The 19,835-nt window shown below is 73.1% G+C and carries 16 protein-coding genes; 6 read left to right on the top strand and 10 right to left on the bottom strand.

Going from position 1 to position 19,835, the window contains the following annotated elements; all coding sequences use genetic code 11:
• Positions 1-162 precede the first annotated feature (162 nt).
• Complete coding sequence (locus ACFVVA_RS07825; RefSeq protein WP_387686782.1) at positions 163-1,167, top strand: helix-turn-helix domain-containing protein; 1,005 nt, start codon at positions 163-165, stop codon at positions 1,165-1,167.
• Positions 1,168-1,311: 144 nt separating this feature from the next.
• Here ACFVVA_RS07825 and ACFVVA_RS07830 read toward each other — a convergent pair whose 3' ends face one another.
• The 3 genes from ACFVVA_RS07830 to ACFVVA_RS07840 all read right to left on the bottom strand — a co-directional run bounded on the left by ACFVVA_RS07830 (position 1,312) and on the right by ACFVVA_RS07840 (position 6,610).
• On the bottom strand, positions 1,312-3,768 hold the full coding sequence (locus ACFVVA_RS07830; RefSeq protein ID WP_387686784.1) for a penicillin acylase family protein: 2,457 nt from the start codon (positions 3,766-3,768) through the stop codon (positions 1,312-1,314).
• Between the two features lie 281 nt (positions 3,769-4,049).
• A complete protein-coding gene (locus tag ACFVVA_RS07835) occupies positions 4,050-5,165 on the bottom strand; it encodes an oxygenase MpaB family protein (protein ID WP_387686786.1) in 1,116 nt (371 codons plus the stop codon).
• 140 nt (positions 5,166-5,305) lie between these two features.
• Complete coding sequence (locus ACFVVA_RS07840) at positions 5,306-6,610, bottom strand: MFS transporter (RefSeq protein ID WP_387686788.1); 1,305 nt, start codon at positions 6,608-6,610, stop codon at positions 5,306-5,308.
• 279 nt (positions 6,611-6,889) lie between these two features.
• On the opposite strand from ACFVVA_RS07840, the gene ACFVVA_RS07845 reads away from it, so the two are divergent.
• The 3 genes from ACFVVA_RS07845 to ACFVVA_RS07855 all read left to right on the top strand — a co-directional run bounded on the left by ACFVVA_RS07845 (position 6,890) and on the right by ACFVVA_RS07855 (position 10,326).
• Positions 6,890-8,221 (top strand): condensation domain-containing protein, encoded by a 1,332-nt coding sequence (locus tag ACFVVA_RS07845; protein ID WP_387686791.1) that lies wholly within the window; start codon positions 6,890-6,892, stop codon positions 8,219-8,221.
• A gap of 34 nt (positions 8,222-8,255) precedes the next feature.
• On the top strand, positions 8,256-9,359 hold the full coding sequence (locus ACFVVA_RS07850; protein ID WP_387686793.1) for an alkene reductase: 1,104 nt from the start codon (positions 8,256-8,258) through the stop codon (positions 9,357-9,359).
• Positions 9,360-9,516: 157 nt separating this feature from the next.
• Positions 9,517-10,326, top strand: a complete 810-nt coding sequence (locus tag ACFVVA_RS07855; RefSeq protein WP_387686795.1) for an aminoglycoside N(3)-acetyltransferase — start codon at positions 9,517-9,519, stop codon at positions 10,324-10,326.
• 66 nt (positions 10,327-10,392) lie between these two features.
• Here the strand turns inward: ACFVVA_RS07855 and ACFVVA_RS07860 are convergent, their stop codons facing one another.
• The 6 genes from ACFVVA_RS07860 to ACFVVA_RS07885 all read right to left on the bottom strand — a co-directional run bounded on the left by ACFVVA_RS07860 (position 10,393) and on the right by ACFVVA_RS07885 (position 17,252).
• Positions 10,393-11,928 carry a M1 family metallopeptidase gene (locus ACFVVA_RS07860; RefSeq protein WP_387686797.1) on the bottom strand — a complete coding sequence of 512 codons (1,536 nt, stop codon included), beginning with the start codon at positions 11,926-11,928 and terminating at the stop codon, positions 10,393-10,395.
• Between the two features lie 164 nt (positions 11,929-12,092).
• Positions 12,093-13,631, bottom strand: a complete 1,539-nt coding sequence (locus ACFVVA_RS07865) for a M1 family metallopeptidase (protein ID WP_387686799.1) — start codon at positions 13,629-13,631, stop codon at positions 12,093-12,095.
• Positions 13,632-13,836: 205 nt separating this feature from the next.
• On the bottom strand, positions 13,837-14,709 hold the full coding sequence (locus ACFVVA_RS07870) for a sulfurtransferase (RefSeq protein WP_380544564.1): 873 nt from the start codon (positions 14,707-14,709) through the stop codon (positions 13,837-13,839).
• Between the two features lie 201 nt (positions 14,710-14,910).
• Positions 14,911-15,993, bottom strand: coding sequence for a class I SAM-dependent methyltransferase (locus ACFVVA_RS07875; RefSeq protein ID WP_387686802.1), 1,083 nt, complete (start codon positions 15,991-15,993; stop codon positions 14,911-14,913).
• Positions 15,994-16,150: 157 nt separating this feature from the next.
• Positions 16,151-16,477 (bottom strand): hypothetical protein, encoded by a 327-nt coding sequence (locus tag ACFVVA_RS07880; protein WP_387686803.1) that lies wholly within the window; start codon positions 16,475-16,477, stop codon positions 16,151-16,153.
• 166 nt (positions 16,478-16,643) lie between these two features.
• A complete protein-coding gene (locus ACFVVA_RS07885) occupies positions 16,644-17,252 on the bottom strand; it encodes a polysaccharide deacetylase family protein (RefSeq protein WP_387686806.1) in 609 nt (202 codons plus the stop codon).
• Between ACFVVA_RS07885 and ACFVVA_RS07890 the strand changes: the two genes are divergently transcribed.
• Together ACFVVA_RS07890 and ACFVVA_RS07895 are read left to right on the top strand one after the other, a co-directional pair.
• Complete coding sequence (locus tag ACFVVA_RS07890) at positions 17,245-17,463, top strand: hypothetical protein (RefSeq protein WP_387686808.1); 219 nt, start codon at positions 17,245-17,247, stop codon at positions 17,461-17,463. The two genes, ACFVVA_RS07885 and ACFVVA_RS07890, sit on opposite strands and share 8 nt — an antisense overlap.
• Positions 17,464-17,760: 297 nt before the next feature.
• Positions 17,761-18,621, top strand: coding sequence for an SAM-dependent methyltransferase (locus tag ACFVVA_RS07895; RefSeq protein ID WP_387686810.1), 861 nt, complete (start codon positions 17,761-17,763; stop codon positions 18,619-18,621).
• A gap of 51 nt (positions 18,622-18,672) precedes the next feature.
• On the opposite strand, the gene ACFVVA_RS07900 is transcribed toward ACFVVA_RS07895, so the two are convergent.
• Entirely contained in the window at positions 18,673-19,542 is an 870-nt protein-coding gene (locus ACFVVA_RS07900) for an Fpg/Nei family DNA glycosylase (protein ID WP_387686812.1), read from the bottom strand.
• Positions 19,543-19,835 lie beyond the last annotated feature (293 nt).

Raw genomic sequence — 19,835 nt, forward strand, 5'->3', positions numbered from 1 at the left:
GCGGCGGCCGCGGCCGGCCCGGCCCGTCACCGGCCCGCGGACGGCCACCGGTCCGCCGCCCCGGTGCCGATTCCCGGATCTGGTAGGTTCACGCGATGCTCCGCCGCGCCCCCCGCTGGCATGGTGTTCCGGAAGGCACATCTGTCGGGAAGGCGGGGAACCATGGCGCCGGACGTTCGGGAGAGAGGCGCCTCCGGCGACAGCGCCACCGCGACCACGTCGTTCTCCACCGCCCCGCTGTCCGCCGCCGCACGGGCGGAGGCCTGGCACGAAGCGGTGTCCCACACCTTCGTGCCGATGGCGGTGGACCTCCTGGAGAAGGTGCCGTCGCCCGGAACGATCGTCAGCCACCGGCTGGGTCCGATACGGATTTCGAGGATCCAGGCGGGACCCCAGGTGGTGACGCGCGGCAGGCGCATGATCGCCGCGGACGACCCTCCGACCCTGATCCTGAGCCTCCAGGAGCGGGGCACCGCGGTCAAGGAACAGGACGGGCGGGAGACGGTCGTCCGGCCCGGCGAATTCTCCGTCACCGACTCGTCCCGGGTGTTCCGGAAGCGGATCGACGAGGGGTTCGTCCTCACCTCCTTCCACTTTCCCCGGGAGGAGCTGGACGTGCCGGAGCGGGACCTGCGCGGGCTGACCGCGACGGCGTTCAGCGGCACCGGGGGCAGCTCCGCACTGGTGGCGACCTACCTAGCGCAGCTGGCGCGCCAGGCGGCGGGGCTGGACCACGTCGTTGGACGCCGGGCGGCATCCACGGCGCTCGACCTGCTGGCGATGCTCGTCGACGAGCGGGGCGGGCGCACCCGGCCGCAGAATCCGCAGAGCGCGGCCTCCTTGGAACGGGTCAAGGAGCACATCCTGCGGAACCTCCGTGATCCGGACCTGTCGCCGTCCGCCGTCGCCGAGGCGAACTTCATGTCGGTGCGCTTCCTCCACAAGCTGTTCCAGCAGGAGGGCGTCACCCTCGGCACCTGGATCCGGACCCAGCGGCTGGAGCGCTGCAGCCGGGACCTCGTGCGGCCGATGGCCGAGGAGCTCGGGGTGGCGGGGATCGCCCGCCGCTGGGGCTTCGCCAACTCCAGCCACTTCAGCCGCGCCTTCCGCGAGGCCTACGGCGTGTCACCACGGGACTGGCAGGTCGGCGTCAGGCCGACGGAGTGACGCCCCGCCGACGTACAGAGCGGAAGACGTCCTTGACCGTCCCGAGGGAAGTCCCGGACAGGACCTGCGTCCGGGAGGAGGTCGAGCCCGGTGGCGGCCGCCGTCATGGCGACGACGGCCGCCCCGAGCTCGGGCGGGAACTGGTCAGCGTCGCAGGGTGGTGACGGTGAGGCCCGGGGCGGAGCGGATCTCGGCCTCGGTGAAGCGCTCGGTCAGCCACTGCTTGCGGGCGTAGGCGCGGGTCTGGTCGGTGAAGCGGGAGGACGTCGGGTCGGCCGACTCGCCGTAGGTGAGCAGCGTCCGGGTGCGCGGGCCCCGGTCGGTCAGCTCGGTCGCCATCACGAAGGTGGCGCCGTGCGGGACGCTGCGGACGTCCGTCGGGTAGGTGCCGCCGCCGGCGCCCGAGTCCGGCCCGGCCGTGACGACGTTGAAGCAGCCCAGCTGGTGGGAGCAGCCGTGCAGCGGGATACCCGCCCAGCGCTGGACGCGGCCGATCGGGGCGTCCACCGGCAGGCCGCGGCCCGCCAGGTCCTTCACCGCGTCGGCCAGCGCGCGCTGGGCGACGGGGTTGGCGGCGTCGATGCCGCGCGGGGTGGTCAGCGGCAGGGCCGGGTCGGCCGGGACCGTCTGCCAGGCGGTCGTGCCGGTCTTCGCCAGCGCGTCCCGGTACGCCTGCCAGAGCACGGTGCCCCGGCTGTCGGCGTCGGCCCTCGTGTCCCAGGCCGCGAGCACGCCGCACGCCGGGCGCACGTCCACCCGGGTGCCGTCGGACGCGGCGATCTCCGGGTGGGCGCGGCACAGGGCCACGGCGTCGTCGCGGTCGAGTTCGGCGCTCTGCACCCGGTTGCCGAACATCGTCGCCTGGAGCGAGCCGAGGGTGAAGCCGGGGGCGCCGAGGCCGTCGGTGCCGGCCCTGCGGTCGGCGATCATCCGCAGGCTGAGCTGGGTGCGCAGCATCCGCTCGGAGGCGCCCCGGTAGACGGTGGGCAGGCCGGTGATCGGCGCGTCCGCGTTGGTCAGGTACGGGCCGTTGTTGGCGTTGGCGACGTAGTCGGTGCGGGTCAGTGCCGGGTGGTTGGCGGGGCCGAAGACGCCGGGCACGAGCGCGTCCGGGTCGCGGCCCGGATCGCAGGCGGTGGTCGAACCGTCCAGCACCGGCCCGATCGCGGTGACCGCGGCCAGGCAGCGGCCGAGCTGCTCGTCGGGGAGGTGCGGGACGGCGGAGGCGTCGGTGAACCAGGTGGTGCCGCTGGAGTCGACGGCCGTCGTGTACACCCAGGGGAGGCCCTGGTAGGTGCGCTGGGCCTGGCGCAGCTGGTCGAGGTTCTGGGCCCGGCCGATCGCCAGCCACTGGTTCAGGGAGCGGAGGTTCTCGGCGTTGGCGTCGCCGAGGGTGTAGGCGTACTCCCCGGTCCAGCCCTCGGAGAGGACGTAGCCGAGGCGGGAGCGGTAGACGGTCCGGTCGACGGTGGAGAGCGTCCCGTCGGCGGCCCGGACGGTGATCCTGACGGCCTCCTGGGCCATCCGTTCGACCTTGCCGTCCACCAGGTACGCGGTCGGGTCGCCGGGCACCAGCGTGAGCCGGTGGAGGGCGTAGTGGTCCGCGTAGCTGGTGGTGTGGCTCCAGGCGAGGCCGCGGGTGTGGCCGATCTGGAGGAACGGGATGCCGTACAGTCCGGCGCCGGCGACGTCCAGGACGCCGGGGATGGTCAGCTGGGCCTGGTAGAAGCGCTGCGAACCGGCCCACTGGAGGTGGGGGTTGGCCAGCAGCAGGCCGTTGCCGTTGCGGCTGGCGTCGCGCCCGATCGCCCAGGCGTTGCTGCCGAGTTCGGGGTTGTCGGCGGAGCGGCCGGGAGCGGCGATCCGGGCCGGAACCGCGTCGGCTCCGGACGCCCCCTCCGCGGTCGCCCCCGCAGTGCTCGCCCCGGGGGCGAGTCCGGTCCCGGCGCCCGGGACGGCCGTGGCGATCTGCTGCTTGGCGGCGGAGCTGCCCGCTTCGGTGTTGACCTCGTAGAGGATGTTCCACAGGTCGTCCGCGGTGATCGGCCCGACCCAGGCCTTCCCCCGGCAGGACGGGTCGGGGAGGTGGTCGGCTCCGGTGTCGCCCAGGTAGCGGTTGTACCCGGCGACATAGCCGTCCACCAGCTGCCGCGCCTCGTCGGTCGGGCCGAGCGGGGCGGGGGCGGCCAGCAGCCGCCGCACCGTCCCGGTGCCCAGCACGCCCCGCTGGTAGGTGTCGCTCACCAGGTTGGTCACCAGGTCGACGGACCGGGCGTCCGGGCCGAAGTGGCGCGAGCGCTCGCCGCGCACGGTGACCACCTGGTCGGCGAGCTGGCACAGGTTGTCCTGGGCGAAGGCGTACCCGTAGCCGTAGCCGAGGCCACCGAAGTCGCGGGCGACGACGTGCGGGACGCCGTACTCGGTCCGGCTGATCTTCGCGGTCCAGCCGCCCCGGTCGAGGTCCCGGCCGGCCCCGGGGTCGCCGTCCGCGGCCCGGGCCGCGGTGGGCACCAGGGCCGCCAGCAGCGCGGACGTCAGTCCGACCGCCACGGCCGCCGGGGTGAAACGCCTTCGGATCGTGCTGAACTGACGCTCTCTCATGTCTTTCGTTCCCGTCATGGGCCCCACGCTGACGCCGTGGTGCCCGGCCGGTCATCCCCCCTCGGGACGAACCTTCCTCGGCCGCCCGGCTGATCCGTGTACGTCTCGGCTAGGGGACGGTCCTTGCCCGCACCACCTCTACGGTCGGACGATGCGGTCCGTGGATCATCAGGGTCCGGCGCTCCGGCGGAGCCCGGCCGCCCGGGCGGGCGACCGCCCGGAGGACCCGGGCGGGCGACCGACCGCGGGCGGCAAGCAGCAGGCGACTGGCGGCGGACGGGTCAGGCCGAGGAGTCGGTCAGCCCGGTGGGCACCTGCCACTCCCGGCGCCGGCCCTTGTTGGTCAGCAGCAGCCCCTCCTTGAAGACCAGCAGCCCCAGCCGGCTCGCCAGTTCGGCGAGCGGCGGCAGGGTGTCGCCGGTCTTGCCGTACCCGAAGGAGGGCAGGGCGGCGGCGCTCAGCCCCAGCCGGGTGAGGCTGTCCGCCGGGGGCACCTCGACGACATCGGCGGACCTGTCCCCGATCAGGTGCCGGATCAGTGTGGGGCCCGCCCCCGGCGGGACCGGCAGCACCTCCTTGATGAAGTCCAGCACGCCCTTCGTCAGCACCGTCCCGGCCTCCGAGGGCCGCTGCTGCCGGCGGACGACGGTGTCCTTCAGGGCCTCGCCGTCGCCGAACTTGGCCGGGTTCAGCTGCTCGTGGACGCCCAGGACGTGGCCGACCACCCGCCAGATGTGGAAGTAGGCGTCCCGGTCCTCGGGCGGCAGCTCGACGCCCAGCTCGCCCAGGCCCTGCGGGATCAGTACCGAGAAGCTCAACAGGGTGCCGGCCAGGTCCTCCTGGTTGACCGGCACCCCCAGCGCGGCGGCGTCCCAGTCGCCCAGCTGGGACACGTGGTAGCGCATGGTGGCGTGCAGCAGCCGGACCTTCTGCGCCGAGCGGAGCCCGTGGCCGCTCGGCCCCAGGCCGTCGTCGTCGAGGACGTCGACGACGAACTGCGAGGTCTCCGCCAGCCGCCGGTACACCCCGGAGGTGAGGCGCTGCGAACGGACCAGCACCTCGGCCCCGTTGCCGCAGGTGTAGCAGAGCGGGAGCGAGCCGCAGAGCAGGATCGCGGCGATGAGCGGCTGGTAGCGGCCGAGCAGCCGGTGGCCGCGCTCCATCTGCTCCCGGTCCGCCCAGGAGGGCAGGACCGCGGTCTCCTCGAAGTACCGCTGGAGCCCGGGCGGCAGCCCCGCGGGGACGGCGTCGCTGTTCCGGCCGAAGCCGAGCAGCGTCTGCCGCACCTCCTCCTGCCGGCCCAGCGCGTAGGTCTCGGCGATGGCGGCGTCCCCGAGCGGGTCCCCGGTGCTGCGCATCCGGTCGAGCAGGTCGTCCGTCCAGCCATTGGCGGCCATGTGGTCCTCCGTCGAGTCGACAAGCGATCCGTATACGTATCAGTGCGCTCCGGGCCGACCCGGCAACCTCACCCGAACGAGGGCGCGCCGACCGCGCCCGGGCCGCCCGCTCCACGGGCCGGCGCGGGCCTCGGATCGGCTCAGCCCACCGTGGCCGACGCCGGGGCGGGCCGCGCCGGCTCGACCACGGTGCCGTCGGCCGCCCCGCCCAGCGTCGCCAGCCGCCGCAGGCCGGCCCGACGCTGGAGCGCGCCGAGACCGACGGTGGCCGCGCCGAGACCGAGCCAGCCGAGCGGTCCGGCCGCCATCACCACTCCGGTCAGCAGCAGCGGCCCCACCGACTTCTGCACCGACTGGGACATCCCGGCGACCCCCAGGTACGAGGCCCGGGCGCCCGGCGGGGCCAGCACCACCGCCAGCTCCCAGGAGCTCACCGAGCGCAGCAGCTCCGCCAGGGTGATCAGGACCGCCGCGCCCAGCAGCGCGACCGAGGCCACGACCGGCCCGGCGCCGGTGGCGAGCACGATCAGCAGGCAGCCGCCCAGCACCGTCACCCCGTACCAGCGCAGCGCGGCGGCCGCCCCGAGCGCGCCCTCCGCCCAGGCCGAGACCCGCAGTTGCAGCAGCACCACGAGCACCGTGTTGAGCACCAGGAAGACCGGGACGACGGCGTGCGGCGCGCCGGTGCGGTGGACCAGCCAGAGCGGCAGCCCGACGTTGAGGATCGAGTCGTCCAGGTTCAGCGGCATGTCCAGCAGGACGAACCGCAGGTAGCCGCGGTCGCGCCAGGGGCTCGGCGCGGCGGACGGCGTCCCGGCGGGCTCGCCGCCGGGACGGTCGCCGGCCTTCGCCGCGACCAGGCCGCGCCCGGACGGCTCCCGGGTGCGCCGGACCAGTGCGGCGGCCAGCAGGTAGGACAGCCCGTTGGCCGCGATCAGCACCCGATAGGCGTCCGCGGTCCCCACCGCCAGTCCGATCGCGGCGACGCCCGCGCCGAGCGCGTACCCGGCGTTGGCCACACTGCGGAACAGCGCCTGGTAGGTGGCCCGCCGCTCGCCCGCCACCCGGGTCGCGAACAGCATCTCCAGCGTCTTGGCGGCCCGCTCGGCCAGGCAGATCAGGGCCACCACGGGCAGCAGCGCGCCGAAGTCGTCGACCACCAGGAGCAGTCCCATCGCCCCCAGCCGCAGCAGGTGGCAGCCGATCAGCAGCCACCGCACCGAGAACCGTTCGGCCGCCCGCCCGGCCAGCGGGGACCCGGCGATCCCCGCCACCGCCCCCACCCCGAGCAGCAGCCCCAGCTGCCGCGCGTCCATCCCGCACGCATAGGTGAAGTACAGCACCGAGGCCGCCGCCCACACCCCCGTGCCGGTCCGGTCGACGCACTGCGCCAGCAGCATGATCCGCGCGTCCCGCCCGCCCGGCGGCCGCCGCAGCTGCGCCATCAGTCCGTTTCCCCGCATGGAGGTCCCCCGTCACGTGATCGACATCAATCTCGACATCAAGATACTTCACATCAAGAGACCTTTGAACCCCCGGGCCGCCGGTGGCGACGGGCGGGCAGGCGCCACCCGACCCGCCCCGACGGACCCGCGCGCTCGACCGGCACCACCGGCGCAGCCCTCGACGCGCGGCGGGCGGTGCGCCACACTCTCCCCAGCAGCACCCGCGCTCCCAACGCACCGGCACGACTCAACGACCACCGCACCACGGAGAGCCGATCGGTGACCACTCGTCAACTGCTGGAGATCCCCTTCTCGTCCGGCCGGACCGGATCCGGCCCGGCCACCTGGGGCCAACGGGCCATCTGGGACGCCGTACGACAGCTGCCGCCGGCCGATGCGCCGCGCTACAACATCGCCACCGCGGCGCCGCTGGAACCGGGGCTGCCGCTGCCGGTCCTGCTGACCGCACTGGAACAGCTGCTGCACCTGCACGACTCGCTGCACACCCGCCTGCTCCCGGACGAGACCGGCGACCTCCGCCAGACCGTGGACGGCGAAGGCACCCTGACCGTCCACCTGCTGAGCGCCGGGGAAGGCGAGGACCCGGCCGGGCCGGGCGCCCGACTGCACGAGGAACTGGCGGCCCAGGCCTTCGACACCGCCGTCCAGTGGCCGCTGCGGATCGGCGCGGTGACGGCGGACGGGCTGGTCCGACACGTCAGCCTGGTGCTCTCGCACACCGCGGTGGACGGCTCCGGAATGAGCCGGCTGGTCGCCGACCTGGCCGCGCTCTGCCTCGGCGGCTCGCCCGAGGAGCTGGCCGAGCTGCGCCGATCCACCCGACAGCCGCTGGAGGAGGCCGAGTTCCAGACCTCCGAACGGGGCCTGCGGCGCGACGCGGCGGCCCGCAAGCAGTTCGTGCGCAAGCTCCGGCTGGGCCCGGCCCGGCTCTTCCCGCCGGCCGCCGAGCAGCCCGCCCGGTTCCCGAACGCGGTGCTCCGCTCCCCCGCCCTGCCCCGGGCCGTCGAGCGGGTGGCGGCCGGGCACCGGGTCAGCACGGGCTCGGTGCTGCTCGCCGCGACGGCGGCGATGACCGCCCGGCTCGCCGGCTCGACCGAGGCCGTGCTGAACGTCGTGGTCAACAACCGCTTCCTGCCCGAACTGGCCGACGCGGTGAGCGTGGTCGCGGGCGACGGCCTGTTCCATCTTCCGGACGCCACGGCCGAGTTCGGCGAGGTGGTGCGCCGGACCCACGCCGCGGCGATCGGCACCTACCGGCACGCGTACTACGACAGGTCGGCCCTGGACGCCGAGGTCGCGCGACTGGCCGCCGAGGGCGTCCGACTCGCGGACCGCTCCTGCGTGTTCAACGACACCCGGGAGCTCCTCCCGGTGGCGGCCGACCCCGGCGAGGACCGGACCACGCTCACCTGGCCGGTGGAGTTCGAACCGCGCCCCGGCCTGACCTACGCCCTGGACGCCCTGCGGTCCGCCGAGGCTCTGAGCCTGGCCATGACGGCGGACCCGTCCCTGCTCCCGCGCGCCGCGATGGAGCGGTTCCTCTACGGCATCGAGGAGTTGATCCTCACCGAGGCCGCCGAGCGCGCTTGAACCTGACACTGATGTCAGGTTCTACCGTACCGGCATGACCGCCACCGCCACCGCCACCCTGCTCACCCCGTACCGCCTCGGCCGGCTCGACCTGCCGAACCGCGTCGTCATGGCCCCGATGACGCGGTACCGGGCCGCCGAGGACGGTACGCCCCTGCCCGTCGTCGCCGAGCACTACGCCCAGCGCGCGAGCGCCGGCCTGATCGTCACCGAGGGCATCTGGCCCAGCCGGCAGGGCCAGTCCGGCTGGCGCCTGCCCGGCCTGGAGACGCCCGCGCACGTGGCCGGCTGGCGCGCGGTGACCGGGGCCGTGCACGCCGCCGGCGGCCGGATCGTCGCCCAGCTGATGCACGGCGGACGCCAGGGCCACCCGCTCAACCGGCTGCTCGGCGACGTCCCGGCGGGGCCCTCCGCCGTCCCCGCCCCGGGCCCGGTGCACGTCAAGGACGGCGGCAAGGCCGAGGCCGTCACCCCGCGTGCCATGACCCGCGAGGAGATCCACCGCACCGTCGCCGACCACGTCGGCTCCGCCCGCCTGGCCCTCGACGCCGGCTTCGACGCCGTCGAACTCCACGGCGCCAACTCCTACCTGATCCACCAGTTCCTGGCCGACAACACCAACCTGCGCACCGACGAGTACGGCCCGCGCACCCTCGCCGACCGGCTGCGCTTCCCGATCGAGCTGGTCACCGCCGTCGCCGAGGCCGTCGGCCCCGACCGCCTCGGCCTGCGACTGTCCCCCGGCAACCCGCAGTTCGGCATGCACGAGGCCGACCCCGCGCCGGTCTACCGCGCGCTGCTCGGCGAACTCGACGCCCTCGGCCTGGCCTACCTCCACCTCACCGACAACGACGACTACCCGGCCCTGGCCGACCTGCGACCGCGCTGGTCCGGCCCGCTGATCGGCAACGTCGGCGAGAACCGCGCCGCCACCGACCGCGAGCGCGGCGAGGCGGTGCTCGCCGCCGGCCTGGCCGACCTGGTCTCCTACGGCCGCGCCTTCATCGCCAACCCCGATCTGCCGGAACGGTTCGCCGCGAACGCCCCGCTCGCCCCCGTCGACCCCACCCACCTCTACGGCCAGGAGGCCACCGGCTACACCGACTACCCGCGCCTGCGACCGGCCGCCCGGCCGTGAGCCGGATCGCACACCGACCCGCGATCCGGACCGGGCTCCGACCCGGGCTCCGGCCCGCGGACCGACCGACGGCACCCCCGTCCTGACCGACTGTCAGTGCCACCCGCTATGGTCGGCCCCGAACGATCCCAGCACGAACAGCACCGCAGGGGGCACCATGACCACACCGGGCACCGGCCCGCTCACCACCGCCGACCTCGTGGAGGGCTGGCACCGGGCGGGCGTCCGCGAGGGCATGGCGCTGATCGTGCACTCCTCGCTCTCCAGCCTCGGCCGGGTCGAGGGCGGCGCGGCGGCCGTGGTGGCCAGCCTGCGCGAGGCGGTCGGGCCCGGCGGCACCATCGCCGCGCCCACCTTCACCTCCGACACCGTCCGTGACCCGGCCCCCGGGCACAGCGGCGCCCCCGGTCCCGAGGTGGCCGAACTCCGTTCCGCTGTACCGCTGTTCCACTCCGGGCTGCCCTCCGCCACGGGCGCGGTGACGGAGGCACTGCGCACCCTGCCGGAGAGCCTGCGCAGCACCCACCCGCAGGTCTCGGTCGCCGCCGTGGGCGCACACGCCCGGGAGGTCACCGCCCGGCGCTCGCTCGGCTTCGCCGTCGGCCGGGAGTCGCCCTTCGGCGCGCTGCACGACCTCGGCGGGTACGTGCTGCTGGTCGGCGTCGGCCACAACCGCAACACCTTCCTGCACTACGCGGAGACCTTCGCGCCCAACCGCCGGCTCAAGCTCCGCCGCTTCCCGATGGCGATCCAGGGCGAGCGGGTCTGGATCGAGGCACCGGACGTGGCGGACGACAACGACACCCACTTCCCGGTCGTGGGGCGGGAGTTCGAGGAGCAGGCGGGCATCCGCGAGGTGCTGGTCGGCGAGGCGGCCTGCCGCCTGGTCCCGGTCCGCGAGCTCATACCCTTCGCCGTCCGCCGCCTCACCGAACTGCTGGCGGCCGACGGCCCCGGAGCGGCATAGGCCGGGCCGACGGTCCCCGCCGTGCGCGCGGAACCGCCGGCCCGATCCTCCTGTGCCGCCCTGCCGTCAGTGACGTCCCTCGTGCACCGAGCTGGTCTCCTGGATCTTCTTCCAGGACTTCGGCTCGGCCGGCGGCTGCCCCGCGTCCCGGCCGGCGTCCGCGCCCGGCGCCAGGGAGGCCGAGGCAGCGGCGCCCGGCGGCACCGGTCCGACGGCGGGCTTGCCCGGGGTGAACAGCCAGGTGTTCAGCAGGTCCCCGAGCTTCTTCCCGGAGACCTTCTCGGCGTAGGCCTGGAACTCCGGGATGGTGGCGTTGCCGTAGCGGCGCTCGGTGGGCCAGCCCTTCAGGATCTGAAAGAACTTCTCGTCCCCGACGGCGTTGCGCAGCGCCTGGATGGCCAGCGCGCCGCGGTAGTACACCGCGAGGGAGAACTGGTTCTCCTCACCCGGGTCGCCCGGCTTGACGGTCCAGAACGGGTCGTCGGCCGGGCGTGAGGCGTAGATGTAGTCGGCCAGTTCCTGCGCGGTGCCCTCGTTCTCGTGCTCGGACCAGAGGAACTGCGAATACTCGGCGAAGCCCTCGTTCAGCCAGATGTCGGACCAGCGGGAGAGCGAGACGCTGTCGCCGTACCACTGGTGGGCCAGCTCGTGCACGACCACCGACGTATTGGTGCCCCTGGCGAACAGCCCGGGGCCGTAGGAGACCCGGGTCTGGGTCTCCAGGGCGCCGCTGGACGGGGTGTTGGCGACGTAGCCGCCGACGGAGCTGAACGGGTACTCGCCGAAGTAGCCGCTCAGCCAGTCCACCAGTTCGCCGGTGCGCTCGATACTCGCCCGCGCCGCGGCGGCGTTGTCACCCAGGTCCTTGCTGTACGCGTTGTAGACCGGCAGCCCGCTCGCCGTGGTGTCCCGGGTGACGTCGAACTTGCCGATCGCCAGCGTGGCCAGATAGGTCGCCTGCGGCTTGTTCTCCCGCCAGCTGTACCGGGTCCAGCCCGCCTGCGAGCTGGTGCCGGTCAGCACGCCGTTGCTGATCACCTGGTTGCCGTCCGGCACCAGCACCGAGACGTCGAAGGTCGCCTTGTCGCTCGGGTGGTCATTGCTCGGGAACCACCAGCCGGCCGACACGGGCTCGCCGGCCACCACCGCACCGTCCGGGGTACGGCGCCAGGCGGTGTAGCCGCCGTACTTCTCCACGGTGGACGGCACATCCTTGTAACGCACCACCACGGTGGCCTGGGCACCCTTGGCCAGCGGCCGGGCGGGGGTGATCTCCAGCTCCTGATCGCCACTGGTGGCGAAGGTCGCGGGCCGCCCGTTGACCCGGACCTCGGAGACCTTCAGCGCGAAGTCGAGGTTGAACCGGGAGAGGTCCTGGGTCGCCGTGGCCAGGATCGTGGTGGTGCCCTCCAGCTCGTCGGTGGCGGGCTGGTACTTCAGCCGGATGTCGTAGTGCGACACGCTGTACCCGCCGTTGCCGAGGGTCGGGTAGTACGGGTCCCCGAGCCCGTCCGCGCCGGGTTGGAAGTCGGCGGCGGAAGCGGGAACGGCCAGGAACAGGCTCAGGGCACTGGCGGCGGAGACGATCAGCCTCTTGCGCACATGGTCCTCCAGGGATCACCGGAACGACAGGGTCGAATCGATCCTTCTCCCGTCAACCCCTCGCCCACTCCCCGATCGTGAGATCTTCATGAAAAGAAACGCGCCGAAATGACGGCTCCGCAGCGGTGCCGCGGAGCCGTCACATCGGCCGGTCCGACATGTCGTCAGTTATGGGCTTCGTGCACCGAGTTGGTCTCCTGGATCTTCTTCCAGGACTTCGGCTCGGCCGGGGACTGTCCCGCGCCCGAAGCTGCGTCCGCGCCCGGCGCCAGGGAGGCCGAGGCAGCGGCAGCGGTGCCCGGCGGCACCGGTCCGACGGCGGGCTTGCTCGGGGTGAACAGCCAGGTGTTCAGCACGTCGCCGAGCTTCTTCCCGGAGACCTTCTCGGCGTAGGCCTGGAACTCCGGAATGGTGGCGTTGCCGTAGCGGCGCTCGGTGGGCCAGCCCTTCAGGATGCGGAAGAACTTCTCGTCCCCGACGGCGTTGCGCAGCGCCTGGACGGCCACCGCACCGCGCTCGTAGACCGCACCGGAGAACTGGTCGTCCGGGCCCGGGTCGCCCGGCTTGATCTTCCAGAACGGGTCGTCGGCCGGGTGCGAGGCGTAGACGTAGTCGGCCAGTTCCTGCGCGGTGCCCTCGTTCTCGTGCTCCGACCAGAGGAACTGCGAATACCGGGCGAAGCCCTCGTTCAGCCAGATGTCGCTCCAGCGGGAGAGCGAGACGCTGTCGCCGTACCACTGGTGGGCCAGCTCGTGCACGACCACGGAGGTGTTGGAGCCCTTGGCGAACTGCCGGGGGCTGTAGAAGATCCGGGTCTGGGTCTCCAGGGCGTAGCCGGTCGGCACATTGGGGACGTAGCCGCCGACGGAGCTGAACGGGTACTCGCCGAAGTAGCCGCTCAGCCAGTCCACCAGTTCGCCGGTGCGCTCGACGCTCGCCCGGGCCGCGTCGGCGTTCTCCCCGAGGTCCTTGCTGTACGCGTTGTAGACCGGCAGCCCGCTCGCCGTGGTGTCCCGGGTGACGTCGAACTTGCCGATCGCCAGCGTGGCCAGGTACGTCGCCTGCGGCTTGTTCTCGCGCCAGCTGTACCGGGTCCAGCCCGCCTGGGAGGTGGTGCCGGTCAGCACGCCGTTGCTGATCGCCTGGGTGCCGTCCGGCACGAGGACCGAGACGTCGTAGGTGGCCTTGTCGCTCGGGTGGTCGTTGCTCGGGAACCACCACCAGGCCGCCTCGGGCTCGTTCGCCGCGATCCCGCCGTCCGGCGTGCGGTGCCAGCTGGTGAAGCCGTACCGCTTCACGCTGGAGGGCACGCCCTTGTAGCGCACCACCACGGTGGCCTGGGCACCCTTGGCCAGCGGCCGGGCGGGGGTGATCTCCAGCTCCTGCTCACCACTGGTGGCGAAGGCCGCGGGCCTTCCGTTGACCCGGACCTCGGAGACGTTCAGCGCGAAGTCGAGGTTGAACCGGGAGAGGTCCTGGGTCGCCGTGGCGAGGATGGTCGTGGTGCCCTCCAGTTCGTCGGTGGCGGGCTGGTACTTCAGCCGGATGTCGTAGTGGGAGACGCGGTAGCCGCCGTTGCCGTAGGTCGGGTAGTACGGGTCGCCGACCCCGGCCGCGCCGGGTTGGAAGTCAGAAGCGGAAGCGGGAACGGCCAGGAACAGGCTCAGGGCACTGGCAGCAGAGACGATCAGCCTCTTGCGCACGTGGTCCTCCAGGGATCACCGGAACGATGGGGTTGGATCGATCCTTGTCCCGGGTGCGCCCCGTCCACTCCCAAATTGTGAGATGTTCATGAAAAGAAACCCGCCGACATGACGGCTTCGCAGCGCTGCCGCGAAGCCGTCACACCGTCCCGCGGGCCCCACCCGTCACCCGCACCCCACCCATCACTCCCGCCCCACCCGCCACTCACGATCCGAGCGTCACCGGCGCCCGCACCAGCGAGCCGTACTCCGTCCACGAGCCGTCGTAGTTCTTCACGTGCGGGTACCCGAGCAGTTCGGTGAGCGCGAACCAGGTGTGCGCGGAGCGCTCGCCGATCCGGCAGTACGCGATCACCTCGCGCTCCGCTTCCACGCCCTTCCCCGCGTACAGCTCCCGCAGCTCCTCCGCCGAGCGGAACGACCCGTCGTCGTTGGCCGCCTGCGACCAGGGGACGTTGACCGCGCCCGGGATGTGCCCGGGCACCTGCGCCTGCTCCTGCGGAAGGTGCGGGGGTGCGATCAGCTCGCCCCGGAACTCGGCCGGCGAGCGGACGTCCACCAGCACCGCGTCCGCCCCGGGCTTGGCGAACACCTCCGCCTTGGCCAGGACCTCGTCCCGCAGCGCCCGCAGCTCCGGCCGTTCGGGCCCGCCGATCCGGTAACCGGTGTGCTGGTAGTCCATCACCTCGGGGGTGAGCTCCCGCCCCTCCAGCTCCCACTTCTTGCGCCCGCCGTCCAGCAGCCGCACCGGCCCGTAGCCGCGCAGCCGCAGCAGCCAGTAGGCGTAGGCGGCGAACCAGTTGTTGTTGCCGCCGTAGAGCACCACGGTGGTGTCGTCCTCGACCCCGGCCGCCCGCAGCAGGTGCTGGACGCCGTCGCGGTCGACGTAGTCCCGGCCGACCTGGCTGTGCAGGTCGGTGGTCCAGTTCCAGCCGACCGCGCCGGGGATGTGGTCCCGGTCGTAGGCCTCGGTGTCCTCGTCCACCTCGACGACCCGGATCGTCCCGTCGTCCAGGTGGTGGGCCAGCCATTCGGTGCGGACCAACGCCTCGGGGTGCGCGTAGCCGTTGCCGGTCATCCCAGGCCTCCTTCGCTCTGCCCAGGTCGCTGCGCCCGACGGGGCACGGTGGGCCGCACGAGGACGGCGGGGCGTACGGGCACGGCGAGGCGCCGGCGACCGGGCCGGACAGTTCGAACCTACGCCGCCCGTCCGGCCCCGGCCACCCCGGCCGGGAGATCTTCCCGGGCACCCCCGCCCGGGAAGCCCGCCCGTGCGCCGTCAGCCCTGCGCCGCGCCGCCGAGCCGCGCCACGTAGTACAGGTTCAGCACGTCCCCCTCGACCCGCTTCGCCTCGACCGAGCGGAACCCGGCCACCGCCAGCATCCGCCGCGCCGTCTGCTCGCCCCAGACCGTCCCGAGGCCCTCCCCGCCCTCGCCGAGCGAGACGGTCATGCAGTAGAAGGTCGAGAAGGTGTAGAGCGCGGGCGCCAGCGGGTGGTCGATGTTCTCCGCCAGCTCACTGCTGGCGGCGATGTCGCCCATCAGGAAGACGCCGTCGGGCCGCAGCGCGCCCGCGACGGCGGCCAGCGTGCGGGTCGGGCGGGCCAGGTCGTGGATCACGTCGAAGGCGGTGACCAGGTCGTACTCCCCGGTCAGCCCGGCCGAGTCGGCGACCTCGAACCGGGCGTTGCGCAGGCCCAGTTCGGCCGCCGCCGCGCGGGCGGCGGCGATCCCCTCGGCGGAGATGTCGATGCCGGTGAACCGGCTCTCCGGGAAGGCCCGGGCGAGCACCGTGACGGCGTGCCCCTGCCCGGTGCCGATGTCCACCACGTCGATCCCGGCGCGCAGCCGCTCGGTCAGCCCGTCCGCCAGCGGCACGATCGCGTCCACCAGCGCCAGGTCGTACACCCGGGCGCTCTCCTCGGCCTGGAGCCGCTGGAAGCGCGGGTACGCCGAGTACGGCATGCCGCCGCCGGTGCGGAAGTGCCCGAGCAGCTCCTGTTCGACCTCGCCCATCATCGCGAGGAAGGGCATCATCCCGGCCAGGTTGTCCGGCCCGGCCGCCCTGGTCAGTGACGCCGCGTGCTCGGGCGGCAGCACATAGGCGCGCTCCTGCGGGTCGTACTCCACGAAGCCGGCGACGACCATGCAGCCGAGCCACTCGCGCACGTAGCGCTCGTTCAGTCCGGCGGCCCGGGCGATCTCCTCGCCGGTCGAGGGGGCGAGTCCGGCCATCAGGTCGAACAGCCCGGTCTGGTGGCCGATGCTGACCATCAGGCCCAGGCAGGCGTCGTTGAGGACCTGCAGCACGCGCCCGCCGAAGGCCTCCTGTCTCACCGCGTCCGGTTCCCGTACGGACATGACTTCCTCCTCCGCGACCGGGCCGGCACCCCCTCGTCAGTCACGCTACGCCGCTCACCCGAACGGCCCCACAGCACGGGCCGTGGGGCCGTTCGGCGGATGGTCCGGCGGCTCCCGACGCGGCGCCGGACCGTTCGGATCGGCGGTAACGGTCCGCTCAGGAGAAGACGACGGAGCGCAGCTTCAGCCGGTCGCCGAGCTTCTTGCCGGGGTTCATGACGTAGAACACGTCACCCTCGCAGCCGAAGTCCAGGTAGACCGTGGCCGTGGAGCGGGTGAGGTTCTCCGGCGCGAAGCCCGGAGCGTCCTCGGTCGTCCACGGCAGGTCGATGCACTCGCCGCTCCGCGGGTCGGCGAGGCCGGTGATGACCCCGGGGCCGACCTTGTAGAGGAAATCGCCCTCCGCGGCGTTGGCGGAGAAGGGAACGGCGAGGACGAGGGCGACGGCGCTGGCGGCGGCGAGCACGGCGTTGCGGAGACGCATGGGCGAGGGCCTTTCAGGTGGTACCCGGCGGTACCCGGATTCATCGGTGCGAGATCACCCTAGAGGCCCAAAATCCGCAAAAACGGTTCTTCTAATCCACCTATTCGAGTGGTTTAAGGGTTAAAACCGCTACCCGTCACCCTGTGGAGGGTCACCGGAAACCCCGTCAGTTCGGCGGAGCGGTGAAGTAGTACCCCGAGTCGACGAGCACCGGCAGGTACGCCTTCAGCGCCGCCACCGTCTGAGAGCGGTCCCCGCCGCCGTCGTGGTTGAGCACGATCGACCCGGGCCGGACGTTCTTGAGGATCCGGTCGATGATCGCCGAGGTGCCGGGACGGGCCCAGTCCCTCGGGTCCACCGACCAGGCCATGTTCCGCATCCCGAGGTCGGCGGCCACCTTGAGCGAGGCCGCGGACCAGTCCCCGCCCGGCGCGCGGAACCAGGTGGGCTGCCGGCCGGTGGTGCGGTGCAGCAGGTCGGAGGTGCGCTCCAGCTCGTCCCGCACCTTGGCCTCGGACAGGTGCCGCAGGTCCGGGTGGGTCCAGGTGTGGTTGGCGATGTGGTGGCCGCGGTCCGCGATCTCCCGGACCAGGGCGGGGTGCTCGACCACGTTCTCGCCGATCAGGAAGAACGTCGCCCTGATCCCGTACTGCTCCAACAGTGTCAGCACGGTCGGCGTGTGGCGGGGGTCCGGGCCGTCGTCGATGGTGAGCGCCACCACCCGCCGCTCCGGGTCCAGTTCGTACACCGGCTTGGCCTCCGCCTCGGTGAGCACGCGGCTCACGGGCACCGTACTCGGCGCGGCGGACGGCGGCACCGACGAGGACGCCGCGGACGGCGTGCCCCCCGGGACCACCGACGGCGCGGCTGCCGTGGCCGGCGCGGCACCCGGCCCTCCCGGCGCCCCCTCGGTCCCCGCCGGGGCGGACCGGGCGGCGGCGGCGCCCGCCCCGTCCGCGGCTCCGCCCTCCCCGCCGCCCACGTAGCTCCGACATCCGGCAGCCGTGCCCAGGAGGGACATTCCCGCCGCAACCAGTAGCAATCTGCGCGAAGTAATCTGACGATCTGACAGCATTGTGGATGCATGCCCCGGCCGTCACCGCCCCTCCCGGGGGCAACTCCGACGGCCCCGATCACCACTCCGACGGCCCAGGGCCACCGGCCGTCCACCCCGCTTCCGAAGATCTTCCACGGATCTTCCCCGACCGGACGCTCCACCTCCTGTCCGGACCGCTACGCTGTGCCTTCCCCAGTGTGATGATCTGCCATCAGAGGACGTGGCCATGACGACAAGTCAGGACTCCCCCCGCCCGGGCCCGCAGGACGACGACTCCCCCGAGCTCAGCCAGTGGGAACGTTTCGGCGTCGACACCACCGCCCCGCACTCTGCGCGCGTGTACGACTACTGGCTGGGCGGGAAGACCAACTTCCCGCCGGACCGCGCCATGGGGCAGGCCATCGAGCAGGCCGTTCCCAGCGTCAAGGCGATGGCCAAGGCCAACCGGGCGTTCCAGGGCCGGGCCGTGCGCTACCTGGCCCGGGAGCACGGCATCCGCCAGTTCCTCGACCTCGGCACCGGCATCCCGACCTCGCCGAACACCCACGAGATCGCCGAGGCGGTCAGCCCCGGGACCCGGGTGGTCTACGTCGACAACGACCCGATCGTGCTCGCCCACGCCCGCGCGCTGATGGTCTCCAGCCCGGCCAGCCGCACCACCTACATCCACGCCGACCTGCGCAAGCCCGAGGAGCTGTTCGCCGACCCGGCGCTGACCGCCACCCTCGACCTCACCCAGCCGGTCGGCCTGCTGATGATCGCCGTCCTGATGCTGATCGCCGACGAGGACGACCCGTGGGGCCGGGTCGCCGCGCTGCGCGACGCCCTTCCGGCCGGCAGCTGCATCGCCCTGACCACCCCGACCCCGGACTTCGACCCGGAGGCCGTCGGCAAGGTCGCCGAAGCCGCCCGGGCCGGCGGGATGACCCTGGTGCCGCGCGGCTACGACGACGTGGTCCGCTTCTTCGACGGCTGGGACCTGGTCGAGCCGGGCGTCGCCCCGGTGCTGGCCTGGCGCCCGGACGGCGAGCCCCCGGCCGACCCGAAGGCCGCGTACTACTGGGGCGGCGTCGCCATCAAGCGCTGACCGACGAACGCCGGGTGGGACGGCCGCGAACCGTCCCACCCACCGCGGCCGTCACTTCAGCAGCCGCGACAGCCGCCGGTCCGCCAGCGGCCTGCCCCCGGTCTGACAGGTCGGGCAGTACTGGAACGAGGAGTCCGCGAAGGACACCTCACGAATCGTGTCCCCGCAGACCGGGCAGGGCTGACCGGTCCGGCCGTGCACCCGCAGCCCGAGCTTCTTCTCCGCCTTCAGCTCCCCCGCCGCCAGCCCGCGCGAACGCTCCACCGCCTCGCGCAGCGTGCCGCCCAGCGCCTCGTACAGCCGGGCCACCTCGTCCTCCGTCAGGCTCCCGGCGAGCTTGTACGGCGACATCCGGGCCGCGTGCAGCACCTCGTCCGAGTAGGCGTTGCCCACCCCCGCCAGCACACCCTGGTCCCGCAGCACGCCCTTGAGCCGCCGCCGCTCGCCGTGCAGCAGCGCCGCGAACTCCGCCAGGGTGAACGCCGGGTCCAGCGGGTCCGGCCCGAGCCGGGCCACCCCCGGCACCTCGGCCGGATCCCGCACCACGTACACCGCCAGCCCCTTCTTCGACCCCGCCTCGGTGAGGTCGAACCCGTCCCCGGCCTCACCCGCCAGCCGCACCCGCAACGCCAACGGGTTGCGCGGCCCCGGCCGCGGCGGCTCGACGGGCAGGCCCTCCTTCCACCGCAGCCAACCGGCCCGGGCCAGGTGAACCACCAGGTGCAGCCCCTCGGCCTCGACATCCAGGAACTTCCCGCGCCTGCCCACCGCCCCGACCGTCCGCCCCTCCAACGCCGCCACCGGCGGTTCGTACGTCTTCAGCGCACTGATCGCCACCGGCTGCACCCGAGCGATCACCCGCCCGATCAACCGCTCGGACAGGAACACACTCAACGCCTCGACCTCGGGCAGCTCCGGCATGCGCCCAGTCTCCCCCACCCCACCACCCCCCGCCCGCCCGCACCTCCCTCCCCCCACCCCACCCCACCGAGAGCAACACCCCCGAGAACGCCCCTCTCCCCACCCCCACCCCCACCGCGATCGGGCCCCTCCCACCCCCGCGAGAGGGACGCGCTGCGGAAGGGGGCGGCGCAGGGGGTGGGTGCGGAGAGGGGCGTGACGGGTGATTTTCAGACTGCCAACGGTCTCCACACCCCACCCACAGGGTCGGCAGTCTGAAAATCATCCAGCCCCCGGAGCACCCACCCCCGGAG

Origin of the sequence: Kitasatospora sp. NPDC058048, from assembly GCF_042885555.1 — a bacterium.
Taxonomy (GTDB): Bacteria; Actinomycetota; Actinomycetes; order Streptomycetales; family Streptomycetaceae; genus Kitasatospora; species Kitasatospora lactacystinica.